Below are 13,749 nucleotides of genomic sequence, written 5' to 3' on the forward strand. Positions count from 1 at the left end.
TTTCAGGGGGAGGGGGCCGGGCCCGGCCCCCTGGACTGCGCGGTCGAGAGCGACCGTACCCCGATACGCCAGGCGGTGCTCCCGCGACGGCTGGACTACTGCGCGCCCTCCGTGCGGACGAACTGCACGCGCCGGTTCAGGGCACGGTTCTGGTCGGACGTGTTCGGCACGATCGGCTGCTCCATGCCGTACCCCTTCGATGTCAGCCGGGCCTCGTCGATGCCCTTGGCCACCAGGTACTTCTTCACCGAGGCCGCACGCCGATCCGACAGCTTCTTGTTGTAAGCCGCGGCGCCCTTGTTGTCCGTGTGCCCCTGGATCTCGATCTTGATCTTCGGGTTCTGCTGGAGGACCTCCACCACGGCGTCGAGGATCGGGAAGCTCTCGGGCCGGATCTTGTCCTTGTCGAACTCGAAGTGGATCTGCTGCGTGATCTTGATCTCCTTCTCGGTGACGATGACAAGGCTCGGCTTCTTCGGGCAGCCCGGCTTGTCGCCGCCGACCACGCCCGGCTCGTTCGGGCACTGGTCCTCGAGATCGACCACGGTGTCCTGATCGTTGTCCGGCTCGGGGCAGCCGTCGGCGTCCTCGTAGCCGTCCGGATCCTCCGGGTCGTTCGCGCAGCTCTTGCCCGTGCTGTCCTTGTCGTTCGCGTCGAGGATCGTGTCGAGGTCGTTGTCGAGCTCGGGGCAGCCGTCCTCGTCGAGGTAGCCGTCCTTGTCCTCGGGCAGGAGCACGCAGCTGTCCTTGCTGTCCGTCAGGCCGTCGCCGTCCGTGTCCGGATCGTCCGGGCAGCCGTCATCGTCCTGGAAGCCGTTCCAGGTCTCGGCGTCGCACGGGCACTTCTTGTCGTCCGGATCGAGCAGCCCGTCGCCGTCGCAGTCTCCGGGCTTGGGCGGCGGCGCCTCCTCGACGAACCCGCGCTCGGCGCACTTCTGCGGCGGCGAGAGGTCGTACGCGGCGTGCGTGTTCGCCTTCGCGATGTCGAGGTGCTCCTTGGCCCGGACGAAGAAGCCCTGATCGAGCTCGACCGAGGCGAACGACAGGTGCGACTTCGCCATCGCCAGCTCGCGCGGCGCGCAGCGGAGCGCGCCGTTGCGCTCCGCCTGCTTCGCGATGGTGGTCAGCGCCTCGATGTCGCCGCGCATGACCGGCACCTGCGTGCACGACAAGGCGGACCCGGCGATCGCCACGACAGCGACGGCGCCTGCGCGACGGGCGCGGCGGGAACTGCGGCGCGTCATTCCAATGCTCATCGACCCGCGCCCTCGTGCGCCTGTTTCGCTAGGGTGATCGCCTTGTCCGCGTACTCCTCTGCGACGTCGGCGAAGTCGATCGCGTCGCCGTAGTCGGCGGCCGCGGCCTCTTCCCGAGCCTTCCAGAGGTGCTCGCGCGCGGTGTAGTACTCGTACGGCGCGTACTTCTCTGCGCCGAGCGCCTCGGCCGTCTCGAGCTTGCTCGAGGCCGAGTTCGCGGTGAACGCGTAGAGGGTACCGCCGCAGCCGCCCGTGAGAGCCGCCGCGAGCACCATGCCCGCGCCTGAAATCCAAGTCCCGAATCGCCGCCCGTGCGTCGTCACGATCGCGTTCTTTCTGGAGCGGGCACCTAAGACCGTCTGCCCGGCCGTCGCGACGCTATCAAGGCCGCTCGGCGCGCGTCAACCGGCTCGGGCAAGGGAAAGGTCAGGTCAGAGCTTCCGGTAGACGCCGACGACCACGCCGAGGAGCATCGCGGGCTTGAAGTCGCTCGCCCGGACCAGGATCGGCGCCATCGCCGCGTTCGCCGGCTGGAAGCGCACGTAGTCCTTCTCGGGGAAGAAGTACTTCACGGTCGCCTCGTCGCCGATCAGCGCCACCACGATGTCGCCGCGCTGCGCGGTGAGCTGCCGGCGCACGAAGATGTAGTCGCCGCTGAAGATGCCCGCCTCGATCATCGAGTCGCCGGTGACGCGCAGGCCGAACACCTCGCGCCCGCCGCGCACGAGCGTGCGCTCGATCCGGACCGTATCGAGGACGTGCTCCTCGGCGAGGATCGGCAGGCCCGCAGCGATCCGGCCGACGACCGCGATCTCGACGAGGTCGTCCTCCTGGTCGTTCGCAGGGGCGTCGTTCCCACCGTTCACGAGCGCGCCGCGAAGATCGGCGCCGCCGCCGGCGCCCGCGCCGTCGAGATCGCGCGGGCGGAGCGCGCGCGACTTCATGTCCTCGCGCGTGAGGTAGCCCTTGCGTTCGAGCGCCCGGAGGTGATCGTTCACCCCGTTCGTCGAGCGAATCCCCATATGCGCGCCGATCTCGCGCAGCGTCGGCGGGTAGCCGCGCTCGCTGATCGACTGCCGGATATAGTGAAGCACCTGCTGTTGTCGCTCGGTGAGCCCCTGCATCGGGCGGAACCTACTGAACGGTTGGGTAGATGTCAAAAAAGTGTGGAGGCCCCTCTACAAGGCCTCGATTTTACTGCGATTTTCTGGATGCCAGCGGCGCTCGCACGTCCGCCCGCTTCCCGCCGCGCCGCGCCGTGAGCCGCGTCGAGCGTACAGGGTGAACCGAAGGGCAGGGCGCCGTTGTGGTCAGGGCTGCTTCGGGCCGCTGTTCCGTGAGCTCGCCGCCTGGCGGGGCTCGAGCATCGTCCGGATCTCTTCGCCGTCGGCGGCCGCCGCGAACGCCTCCTCCAGCGTGATCATCCGGCGCTGGTAGAGGGACACGAGCGACTGGGCCATCGTCTGCATGCCGCTGCCGGCCTGGCCCACCTGCATCTGCGAGTAGATCTGGTGGAGCTTGTCCTCGCGGATGAGGTTCCGGATCGCCGCGTTCGGGATCATGACCTCCATCGCCATGACGCGCCCCGGGCCGTTCGCGCGCGGCAGGAGGAGCTGCGTCATCACGGCGACGAGCGTGAACGAGAGCTGCTGGCGCACCTGCGACTGCTGGTGCGGCGGGAAGACGTCGATGATGCGGTTGATCGTCGAGATCGCCGAGTTCGTGTGGAGCGTGGCGAACACGAGGTGGCCGGTCTCGGCGATCGTCAGCGCCGACTCGACGGTCTCGAGATCGCGCATCTCACCGACGAGCACGACGTCCGGATCCTGGCGCAGGGCGTACCGCAAGGCGTCCTTGAACGACGCGGTGTCGGAGCCGATCTCGCGCTGGTTCACGAGCGACAGCTTGTGCGGGTGCAGGTACTCGATCGGATCCTCGATCGTGAGGATGTGCAGCCGCTGCTCCGAGTTGATCTTGTCGATGATGCTCGCGAGCGTGGTCGTCTTGCCCGAGCCCGTCGGGCCCGTCACGAGCACGAGGCCGCGGGGCTTGGCGGTGATGTCGAGCACCACCGGCGGCAGGCCCAGCTCGTCGAAGTTCATGATCCGGAAGGGGATCTGCCGGAACGCGGCCGCGACGGCGCCGCGCTGCATGTAGATGTTGGCGCGGAAGCGGGCGAGCCCCTTCATGCCGAACGAGAGATCGAGCTCGTTGCGCTGCTCGAACGTCGCCACCTGCTCCTCGCTCAGCACCGAGTAGCAGAGCTGCTTCGTGTCGCTCGGCATGAGCGGCGGGAGCTTCAGCGGCACCACCGTGCCGTCGATGCGCAGGAGCGGCGGCGTGCCGCTCGTGATGTGCATGTCGCTCGCGCCCTTCTCCACCATCGCGCGGAGGAGCTGCTGGAGCGTGTACCGGAGGCCTTCCTGCTGTCCGACGAGCTCGGTGCTCATGCGCTCAGTCCCCCATCGTCACGCGGCCGACCTCCTCGGTCGTGGTGACGCCCGCGAGCACCTTCTCGATCCCGCTCATCCGGAGGGTCAGCATCCCGCCCTTGATCGCGGCGGCCTTGAGCTCGGCCGTGGACGCGCCCTGGAGGACCATCTCCTTCAGCGCGTCGGTGAAGCGCATGACCTCGTAGAGCGCGACGCGGCCCTTGTAGCCCGAGCCGTTGCAGGTCTTGCAGCCCGCGCCGCGGACGAGCTCCGCGCGCGCCACCTGCTGCTCGGTGAAGCCGAAGTCGAGGAGCACCCTCGCGTCGACCTTCAGCGGGACGCGGCAGTCGGGGCAGATCTTGCGCGCGAGGCGCTGGGCCAGCACGAGGTTCACGCTGGCGGTGATGAGGAACGGCTCCACGCCCATGTTGAGGAGGCGCGAGATCGTCGACGGCGCGTCGTTCGTGTGCAGCGTCGAGAGCACGAGGTGGCCGGTGAGCGCGGCCTTGACGGCGATCTCGGCCGTCTCGAAGTCGCGGATCTCGCCGACCATGATGATGTCCGGGTCCTGCCGGAGGAACGACCGCAGCGACATCGCGAAGTTCAGCCCGATGTCGTCGTGCATCTGCACCTGGTTGATGCCGTGCAGGTTGTACTCGACGGGGTCCTCGGCGGTGCTGATGTTCGAGCCGATCTGGTTGAGCTCCGAGAGCGCCGAGTAGAGCGTCGTCGTCTTGCCGGAGCCGGTCGGGCCGGTGACGAGGACCATGCCCCACGGCTGGCCGATCGCCCACTTGAAGTCGGCGAGCGGCTTCGGATCGAAGCCGAGCTTCGCCATGTCGAGCTGCAGGTTCGACTTGTCGAGGAGGCGGAGGACGATCTTCTCGCCCCAGAGCGTCGGCAGCACCGAGACGCGGAAGTCCATCTCCCGGCCCCTGCCCATCTTCAGCTTGATGCGGCCGTCCTGCGGGAGCCTCCGCTCGGCGATGTCGAGCGAGCTCATGATCTTGAGGCGGCTCGAGATCGCGTTCTTCAGCTTGATCGGCGGCTGCATCTCCTCCATCAGCACGCCGTCGATGCGGTAGCGCACGCGGAGCTTCTTCTCGTAGGGCTCGACGTGGATGTCGCTCGCGCCCTTCTTGATGGCGTTCAGGAGGATCGCGTTGACGAGCCGGACCACGGGCGCGCCCTCGGCGGCCTTCTCCAGCTCGAGGACGTTCACGTCGTCGGCCTCGACCTGGAAGCCGACCTCCTCCTCCCCGAACTCGCTCAGCACCTCGTCGTAGGAGGGCCCGACGTTGTAGGCGCGCTCGATCGCCTCCGTGATGCCGGTCTCGGACGCGACGACGGGCTCCACGTTGAAGCCCGTGAGGAACTTGATGTCGTCGATCGCGTGGAGGTTCGTCGGATCGGCCATCGCCACGACGAGCGCCGTCCCCGACCTGGAGATGGGGATGATCTTGTGCTTCTCGCAGACGTCCCGCGAGACGAGGCGCGAGACCTCCGCGTCGATCTCGTACTCGTCGAGGGCGACGGCCGGGACGCGGTACTGCGTCGAGAGGAAGCTCGTGATCTCTCCGTCGGAGATGTACCCGAGCTTGGCGAGCGCGTACCCGAGGTTCTGACCTGTCTTGCGCTGCTCCTCTTGGGCTTGCCTGAGCTGCTGGAGGCTGATGAGCTTTTCGCGGACGAGCAGTTCGCCGAGGCGGTTCGTTGTCGACATCGAGGCCGCAAATCCTGCGGGTGACGAGGGAGGGAGTCAACGCTGGCGGTTGGGGCCGGCGCGCATCAAGGGTAGGATGTCGGATGGTGGCGAGGATGGCGCTGCGTGAGTCTCTTTGAGTGGTTCGGGCTCAGGCGGGGGGACAGCCGACGCAGGGCGGCCGAGGCCAAGGAGCTCGCCGGCGATCTCGCGGGGGCGGTCGAGCTGTACCTCGACGCCGGGATGCCGGACGACGCGGCCCGGGTCCTCCTCCTCCGGGCGGACGCCGAGCGGAGCGTCGAGAAGCGGATCGCCTTCTGCGCGTCGGCGTCCCGCATGGCGGAGAGCCCGGAGCTCAAGCGCGTGGCGCTCGGGCGCAAGGCGCTGCTCGCGTTCGACCTGGTGCGCGCGCGGGGCACGAGCGTGATGCGGAGCGAGGCGCTGGCCGTCGCGCGCGAGCTCGAGGAGGCGGGCGAGCTCGAGCGCGCGGCGGACGCGTACGCCCTGGTGGGCGACACCGAGTCGGAGACGCGGGTGCTGGCCGCCGCGGGCGCGATCGAGCGGCTCGAGGAGCGGCTCCGCTCCGCGATGACCGTCGAGAGAGACCAGCGAGAGCTCGCCGCGGTCCTTCGGTCGATCGCGGATCTCGACCGGATGGCGGAGCGCCGCGAGGCGATCGCGGTGGCCGAGGCCTGGATCGCGGGGAACCGCGGCGGCGAGCCGGTGGCCGACGCCCTGCGCGCGATCCGCGCGCGGCTCCTCTCGGGGCCGATCCTGTCGCTCGAGCTCGGCGGCGCCCTCCTGCGGTGCGCGCTCGGCGACGAGGTCACGATCGGTCGCGGCGAGGCGACCATCGTCGTCGCGTCCCGCGCCGTCAGCAGGACGCACGTGCGGATCCGGCGCGGCCCGTCCGGCGTCGAGGTCGAGGACCTCGGGACGCGCAACGGCACGACGCTGGCGGGCGCGCGGCTCACGGGGCCGCTGCCCGTCGGCCGCGGCGTGCAGCTCCTGCTCGGCGGGGAGGTGCCGTGCGCGATCACGCCGGCGGCCGGGGAGGGGTGCGTGGTGGAGATCGCGGGCGATCGCTTCACGGCGCCGCTCGGCGATCTGCCGGTCGGTCCCTGGCGGATCCGCGTCGATCGGGCGGGGGCCTCGGCGTTCGTCGCGCTGAAGACGCCGCCGGGGGCGCCGCCGCCGTTCCTCGGCGACTACCAGCTCGCGCCGTCGGTCGAGCTCTGCGTGGGCGACGCGATCGCCTCGGCGCGCGGGGGGACGGCGGTCTTCCGGCTACCCTCCGCGGGCGAGGCTCCGTCGATCCGGCGCGGCGGCGCCGAGGGCGGCCCGGCGTGAGCCTGTGGCGGCGGCTCAAGGAGCGCCTCGGCGGCGCCGCGGCGGACGGCGGCGCGCCGGCGGACGCGCGCGGCGGCGCCGGGCCGGGCGGGGCGGACGTCGGGGGCAGCGCGCGTCCTGCGCGGGCGGAGCGGCCCCAGGCGCACGCGCGCGCGTCGCGTGAAGGCGGAGGCGACGACATCGCGCGCCTGCGGAGCTCCGGCACGCGGGAGGGGCCCTCGACGGACGAGGTCATCGCCGTGCTCCGGCGGGCGCGCGGGACGCTCCGGGAGGCCGAGGCGGTGGCGCACCTCGTCGCGGCGATGGAGGAGCGGGTGCTGCCCGATCCGATCCGCGTGGCCTGCGCGGATCTGCTCGCGGCCCGGGGCGACGAGCGCGGCGCGCTCGCCGTGCTGGAGGGCGCCGCGTCGCGCGAGCGCGGGGGCGCGTCGCGCGCCCAGCCGGTGTCCTCGACCGATGGCCTCGTCCTCGCGGCCGATCTCTACGCCTCGCTGGGGCAGCTCCCGCGCGCGGTCGGCGCGATCGAGCGCGTGCTCGTCCGGGAGATCGGCGCGCCAGGCGCGCGCGAGCGCCACCAGCGCTGGCGGGCGGCGCTCGGCGCGGATCGGCCCGCCGCGGCCGCCCGTCTGGAGGACGCGACCGTGGTCGCGTCCTCGGCGGGCAAGAGCCCGTTCCGCCTGCTCCGGGAGGTGGCGCGCGGCGGCGCCGGCGCGGTTTACGAGGCCGAGGACGAGGTGCTCGGCCGGCGCATCGGGTTCAAGGTCTACCACGGGCGGGGCGGCGACCGGGCGCACCTCACCCGCGAGGTGCGGCTCGCCGTGGCGCTCGCGGGCCCCGGCGTCGTGCGGGTCTTCGACGCGGACCCCGAGGAGGGGTGGATCGCGCTCGAGTGGATCGCCCGGGGGTCGGTGAGAGACGTGCTCCGCGCCGGCGACGCGGCGGCGCTCGCGCCGATCGCGCGGTGGGCGCGTCCGCTCGCGCGCGCGCTCGCCCGAATCCATGACCGCGGCTACGTCCACGCGGACGTGAAGCCGGCCAACGTGCTCCTGCGCAACCTCGGCGAGCCCGTGCTCACCGACTTCGGGCTGGCCAGGCCGCGGGGCGCGCCGTCCGCCGGCGGCAGCCCAGGGTACGTCTCACCGGAGCGGCTCGCAGGGCGGGCGAGCGACCCGCGCGATGACATTTACGGCTTTGGCCGCGTGCTCGAGGACGTCCTCGTCCACCTCGAGCCGCTCGGTGGCGAGGGGCTCGCTCCCTGGAAGGAGCTCTCGCTGCTGTGCCTCGGCCCGGACGACGACCGGCCGCCGGACGGCGCCGCGCTCGTCCGGGCCGCCCGCTGAGCGCCGCGGCGGGCTCAGCAAGCGTCGAGGCAGCGCTGGTATCGATCGAGCGCGGCCGCGTCGGTGCCATCGAACGCGCCGCAGGGGGCCTCCGCCGCGCACGCCGACGCGCACCGGACGCGGCCGTCGCACGACGCCTCGGCGGAGATGCCGCTGCCGTGGAAGCCGCACTCCTCGGTGTGCTCCGTCGCCTCGTCGCACACGCTCCCGCAGCCGGACGAGAGGGCGGCCGCGAGCGCAATTGACGCGGCTGACGCGGCGCGAGCTGCTCGTGCGCTGCGGGGTGCTTCCGTCCACCAACGACGCCTACCTTCGCTCATGCCTGTTCTCTGGCGGCCGATCTCTCGTGCGGGGGACCTCACGTTGCGGCGTGGTGCGGCGCAGCGTGGCAACCCGCTTCGCTTCGGGCGCGGCCCTGGGTAGATTGCTCGCCTGCATGCGCGTACGCAACGAGAAGAGGGCGCCCTGATGCGCTTGGCCATCGTCGCCACGCCCAGCTTGCACCGCGATCAGCGGCCGGCGCCCGGCTCGCTCGACGGAGATCTCATCCGGGCCCGCCTCTCGCTGGACGACGCGGGCTTCCGGGTGATCGACGTCGATCCCGCCCGGGATCTCGCGGAGCAGCTCGACGCGCTGTTCGACGAGGTCGTCGCGACGCGGAGGACCCTGGTCGACGCGGAGGACGCCGCGCGCGACGATGCGTCCACCCTGTTCCTCTTCTACGCCTCCAGCGCGGTCGCGCTGTCGCCGGACGGGGAGCTCTTCCTCTGCCTCGACCCCGAGAACCCCGGCCTGGGCGACGCGCTGGGCGACATCGCCGCGGTGTTCCGCGATCGCGCGCGCGGCGAGGTGCTCTTCGTCCTCGAGTGCCATCACGGCCCCGGGGCGACCTCGCGCGCCGTCGTCGCCGCCGCGGAGCAGGCGGTGGCGTCCTCCGTGACGGGGGTCGAGCTCCTCGTCGCGGCCCACCCGATCGGCTCGCTCGACGCGGATCTGCCGTCGGTGCTCACCCGCGCCTTCGTCGAGCACCTCGACGAGGCCGAGCCGGAGCGCGGCCTCACCGCGGAGGCGATCTTCCGCCGCGTGGAGGAGAACGCCGAGCTCGCCAGCGCCATCCCGTGCTTCGCGCGGACGGGCGGGCAGGGCTCCTTCTCGGTGCTCGTCCCGCGCGGCGGCGCCCCGGGCGCGCCCCCGGCGGAGAGGCCCGAGGCAGCGCAGCTGGTCGTCGCGGACGAGCGGGACGCCGCCACCACGCCGGCGCCGGCGCCGGACGACCCGGTCGGGCAGTACCTCGCGGCTGGCGACATGCTCGCCGCCGCCGCGGACCTGGAGGGCGCGCTCACCGCGTACAAGAAGGCGCTCGCGCTCGTCGGCGTCGCGCACCGGGACGCCCGCGCGGAGGTGCATCTGCGCATCGCCCAGACCAGGTGGCGCCAGGAGCGGCACCGCGAGGCGATCGAGAGCTTCGACAAGGCGCTCGCGCTCGCGCCGGAGCACCGGCCCGCGCTCGAGGCCCTCGTCGAGCTCCACCTCGCCGGGCGCGATTTCGTCCGGCTGCGCATCGCGGAGGAGCGGCTGCTCACGCGCGTCGAGGGGGACGGCGATCGCTTCGGGCTCCTCGTCCAGTTCGCAGAGCGCTGGGAGAGCATCGCCGGGGAGCCGGCGCGCGCGCTGGAGCTCCTCGAGCGGGCGCGAGAGCTCCGCCCCGACGACCCCGCGGTCTTGCGCGGCCTGGGCCGGCTCTACCAGGCCGCGGGCGACGTCGAGGCGTCGATCGAGGCGCGCCGCTGCCTCATCGAGCGGATGGAGGAGCCCAGGGAGCGGGCGGTCGCGCTCCTGGAGCTCGCGCGCACCGCGATGCAGGGCGAGGCCCGCGCGACCTTGACCGAGGTCACGCGGGAGCGGGACGGGATCGAGCTGCTCGATCGCGCGCTGGACGCAGATCCCACGTTCCTCGATCCGCTCTCCCTCATCGCGATCCTCCTCTCGGCGCGGCAGGAATGGGGCGAGCTCGAGCTCGCGTACCGGCGGATGCTCGAGCGGGCGCAGCGCATCGCCGACCTGCGCGTCCGGAGCGACGTCACCTGGGAGCTCTGCCGCCGCCTCGGCATGCTCTTCCGCGATCACCTCGAGGATCCCAGCTCCGCGCTGGAGGCGTTCGAGGGCGCGGTGGACGAGCGACCGGACGACGTCCCGGGGCGGCTCAGCGCGGCGGCGCTCGCGCGGACCGCCGGCCGGCTCGAGCGCGCCGCCGCGCACCTCCAGGCCGCGGCGGTGCTCGATCCCGGCAACGTCCAGGTGTTTCACGACCTGTTCGACACGTTCCAGAAGCTGAGGCGGGTCGACCAGGCGTGGTCCGCGGCGAGCGTGGCTGTCTACCTCGGCGCGGCCGAGGCGCGGGAGCGCTTCATCTTCGAGGAGCACCGCCCGGCGGGCCTCGTCCAGCCTGCGCGCGGGCTGAGCGTCGCGACGTGGGACCTCCTGCGCGCGGGCGATCGCGATCGCGCGCTCGAGGAGGTCCTCGCGTCGGTCGCCGGCGCGGCGATCCGCGCGCGCTTCGCCCAGCGCGTGCGGGAGAAGCGGGCTCCCCAGCTCGATCCGGCCGCGCGCGCCGACGCGGAGCGGAACGCGGCGGGCGTGGTTCGCCTGTTCTCGTGGGCGAGCCGGTGTCTCGGGATCGCCGCGCCGGCGGTCTACCTCCGCAAGGACGCGCCGATCGCGGTCGCCGCGGTGGCGGTCCAGGAGTCGAGCGTCCTCGTCGGCGGCGAGGCGCTCCGCGGGAGGACGGCGGCCGAGCTCGCGTTCCTGGTGGGCAGCCACGTCGCGTACCACGTCGGCCCGCACCGGCTGCTGCTGCATTTCCCGTCGCTCGAGGAGCTCGGCGTCTGTCTGGCCGCAGCGGTGAAGGTGGCGCGGCCGTCGGAGCTCGTCCCCGCCGACCTCGAGGGCGCGGTGCTCGCGCTGGTGCCCCTCCTCGACGAGCACCTGACGGAGAGCGAGCGTGACGCCCTGGAGGCCGCGGTGTTCGAGCTCTACGAGATCCGCGCGCCGCTCGATCTCGCGCACTGGGTGGGATCGGTCGAGCGGTGCGCGGCCCGGGTCGGCTATCTGCTGACCGGCGATCTCTCGGTGGCGGCGTCGTCGCTCTCGCGGGGGGACGCGCCGGGCGTGCTGACGGCCGAGGAGAAGATCGGCGATCTCCTCTCGTTCACGGTCTCGGACGCCTACCACGCCCTGCGCGAGGAGCTCGGCGTCGCGATCGAGCCCTGAGCTTTCCCGTCAGGGGTCCGGCCAGGGATGGCCGGACCCTGCGCCGCCGCGCGGCCGAGCGCCCGGCGCAGGCCTTGCCGCCGCCGAGCGCTGCGTCCGCGTCGCGGCCGGCCCGTTCACTCCTTGCCCTGGAGGTAAGCGAGGTACGCGTCGTGGCTCGGCGGGCGGCCGAGGAAGCGGGTGACGAGCGCTCCCGCCTCGACGCCGCCGCCCTTCGCGAGCACCTCGTCGCGGAACGCGCGCGCGACGGCGGGGTTCAGCAGGCCTTCCTGCTTGAAGCGGGTGAGCACGTCGCGCGAGAGCGACAGCGCCCACTGGTAGCCGTAGTAGCCCGCGTCGTAGGTGATGAGGTGCCCGAAGCTCGACTGCAGGTGCGTCCCCTTCACGAAGGCGAAGGACTCGTTCGCGCGCTGCGCCTGCTCCACGACCACGGTCGCGTCGAAGCCCGGATCGCGGGTGTGGAGCTCCAGATCGATCGACGCGAGGGTGAGCTGCCGCTGCGTCGCGAGCGCTCGACCGAAGCTTCGCGCGCGGGTCATCGCCTGGAAGAGGGCGTCCGGGATCTTCTCGCCGGTCGCGTGGTGCTTCGCGAACAGATCGAGCACCTCGCGCGACCACGCCCACTCCTCGAACATCTGGCTCGGCGCCTCGACGAAGTCGCGCACCGTCGCGGTCCCTGAATAGGAGGCCAGCTCCGAGCGCGTCAGCAGGTGGTGCAGCACGTGCCCGAACTCGTGGAAGAACGTCACCACGTCCTCGTGGGACATCAGCGCCGGCTGCGCCCCCGGCTTCGGGAAGTTGCACTCGAGCGCCGCGACGGGGGTCTGCCACGATCCGTCGTCGAGCAGCTTCGCCGTCCGCACGGTGAACATCGCCGCGTGTTTGTACTTGTCGGGCCTGCTGTAGAGGTCGAGGTAGAACTTGCCGATCAGCTTGCCCTCGGAGCGCACCTCGTACGCGGTCACGTCGGGGTGCCACGCCTTCGCGGGGACCTCCTTGTACTCGAGGGCGTACATCTTCGCGGTGATGTCCATGAGCCCCTGCTTCACCGCGCCGAGCTCGAGGTAGTCCGAGAGCGCCTGCGAGTCGAACTGGTACGTGGACGCGCGGACCCGATCCTCGAGGAAGTAGCGATCGGAGGGGGGGAGCTTGTCGGTCGGCTTGCCTCCGAGCCGCACGTGCTCCTTCATCAGCGCGGAGAACTCGGCCTTGGCGGGCTCTCTCAGCGCGGTCCTGACCTGGTCGAGGAAGCCGCGCACGGCGCCGCTCGTCTTGGCCATCCGCGGCTCGATGGCGTAGTCCGCCCAGCTCTTGTAGCCGAGCATCTTCGCCTTTTCGGAGCGGAGCGCGAGGAGGCGATCGATCAGCTTCACGTTCTTCTCGCCGCCGCGGTTGGTGAACAGGACGTAGAGAGCGAGCGCAGCCTTGCGGTCCTTGGCGTAGGTGACGAACGGGAAGAAGTCGGGGTAGTCGGTGGTGATCTCGACCTTGCCGTTCGCCTTGGGCGCGTGCTTCGCCACGTACTCCTTGGGCAGCCCCTGGAGGGAGGCGGGCGCGATCTCGATCGATGCGGTCGACGCGGACAGGTTCGACATGAACTCCTGCCCGATGCGGGTGATCTGCTCGTTCACGTCGCGGAGGCGCTGCTGTCGGTCTACCGGCAGCGACAGCCCGTTGCGGCGGAAGTCGCGCAGGACGTCGGAGAGAAGCCGGGCGCGCTCACCGTTCAACGTCGCGCGCGCGTCGCCGTTCTCGGCGTACGCCCCGATGACGGCGGCGAGATCGGCGTCCAGCCACATCGCGGTCGTGAACCTGTCGACCTTCGGCTCGCAGAGCCTCGCGGCCTCCCGCACCGCCGCGTCGGGGTGCGCGACCCCCATCAAGTACGGGAACTCGCCCGCGCTGTTCACCTCGAGCGCGGCGTCGTCGAACCGCCCGAGCGTCGCGGCGTAGGTGAGCTGCTCCGGCGGCGCGCCTCGGAGCGCCTTGATCGCGTCGAGGTGCCCCTCCGCGGCGCGCAGGTGCTCGTCGCAGAGCTGCTTCACGCCCTCCACGGTGAGCCCCTGCGCCACGGGATCGAACTCGGCGCGCGGCGGCGTCTCGGACGGCGCTGTCGTCGCCGGCGTCGATGTCGCCCCCTGCGGCGCGGCGCTGCCGGCCGTGGCCGGCGAGGAGACCCCACCGGTCTGGGTGCCAGCGTTGCAGGCGACGAGCAGGAGAAGTGAGAGGAGCCCTGAGCGCGCGGGTGTGGTGCCGACCTTCATGTCGGTCGGGCTATACCACGGGGAGCGGGGAGGCCCGGGGAGAGCCGCCGGCGATCTGCGCGCCCGGTGTGCCGACGACGGCGCGCGCGGTGCCGGCCTTCGAGCGCGGTCCGGCGCCGCGTGCCCTGGAGCACC

Annotated in this window: 10 protein-coding genes; 3 read left to right on the forward strand and 7 right to left on the reverse strand. The window is 71.9% G+C overall.

All coding sequences use genetic code 11. The annotated features are described in order from the left end of the window. Nucleotides 1-95: 95 nt before the first annotated feature. From ACSRUE_RS25800 to pilB, 5 genes are all read right to left on the reverse strand, one after another. On the reverse strand, nt 96-1,244 hold the full coding sequence (locus ACSRUE_RS25800; RefSeq protein ID WP_441285914.1) for an OmpA family protein: 1,149 nt from the start codon (nt 1,242-1,244) through the stop codon (nt 96-98). A gap of 8 nt (nt 1,245-1,252) precedes the next feature. Next, nucleotides 1,253-1,579, reverse strand: a complete 327-nt coding sequence (locus tag ACSRUE_RS25805; RefSeq protein WP_012237102.1) for a DUF4398 domain-containing protein — start codon at nt 1,577-1,579, stop codon at nt 1,253-1,255. Nucleotides 1,580-1,687: 108 nt separating this feature from the next. Beyond that, entirely contained in the window at nt 1,688-2,380 is a 693-nt protein-coding gene (lexA, locus tag ACSRUE_RS25810; RefSeq protein WP_012237101.1) for a transcriptional repressor LexA, read from the reverse strand. A gap of 186 nt (nt 2,381-2,566) precedes the next feature. Continuing rightward, nucleotides 2,567-3,706 (reverse strand): type IV pilus twitching motility protein PilT, encoded by a 1,140-nt coding sequence (locus tag ACSRUE_RS25815; protein WP_441285915.1) that lies wholly within the window; start codon nt 3,704-3,706, stop codon nt 2,567-2,569. A 4-nt stretch (nt 3,707-3,710) separates the two neighbouring features. After that, nucleotides 3,711-5,411: a type IV-A pilus assembly ATPase PilB gene (gene pilB, locus ACSRUE_RS25820; RefSeq protein WP_437747881.1), complete on the reverse strand. Its 1,701-nt coding sequence runs from the start codon at nt 5,409-5,411 to the stop codon at nt 3,711-3,713. A gap of 105 nt (nt 5,412-5,516) precedes the next feature. Here pilB and ACSRUE_RS25825 point away from each other — a divergent pair, with 105 nt between their 5' ends. Both ACSRUE_RS25825 and ACSRUE_RS25830 read left to right on the forward strand, forming a co-directional pair. Next, nucleotides 5,517-6,740, forward strand: a complete 1,224-nt coding sequence (locus tag ACSRUE_RS25825; protein ID WP_441285916.1) for an FHA domain-containing protein — start codon at nt 5,517-5,519, stop codon at nt 6,738-6,740. Beyond that, nucleotides 6,737-8,080, forward strand: a complete 1,344-nt coding sequence (locus tag ACSRUE_RS25830; RefSeq protein ID WP_441285917.1) for a protein kinase domain-containing protein — start codon at nt 6,737-6,739, stop codon at nt 8,078-8,080. The genes ACSRUE_RS25825 and ACSRUE_RS25830 overlap by 4 nt, the downstream gene beginning before the upstream one ends. 14 nt (nt 8,081-8,094) lie before the next feature. Here ACSRUE_RS25830 and ACSRUE_RS25835 read toward each other — a convergent pair whose 3' ends face one another. Continuing rightward, nucleotides 8,095-8,283 (reverse strand): hypothetical protein, encoded by a 189-nt coding sequence (locus ACSRUE_RS25835; RefSeq protein ID WP_441285918.1) that lies wholly within the window; start codon nt 8,281-8,283, stop codon nt 8,095-8,097. 265 nt (nt 8,284-8,548) lie between these two features. On the opposite strand from ACSRUE_RS25835, the gene ACSRUE_RS25840 reads away from it, so the two are divergent. After that, entirely contained in the window at nt 8,549-11,350 is a 2,802-nt protein-coding gene (locus tag ACSRUE_RS25840; protein WP_441285919.1) for a tetratricopeptide repeat protein, read from the forward strand. A 116-nt stretch (nt 11,351-11,466) separates the two neighbouring features. On the opposite strand, the gene ACSRUE_RS25845 is transcribed toward ACSRUE_RS25840, so the two are convergent. After that, entirely contained in the window at nt 11,467-13,614 is a 2,148-nt protein-coding gene (locus ACSRUE_RS25845) for a M3 family metallopeptidase (protein WP_441285920.1), read from the reverse strand. Nucleotides 13,615-13,749: the final 135 nt, after the last annotated feature.

The organism is Sorangium sp. KYC3313, assembly GCF_052075895.1.
Lineage (GTDB): Bacteria > Myxococcota_A > Polyangia > Polyangiales > Polyangiaceae > Sorangium > Sorangium cellulosum_B.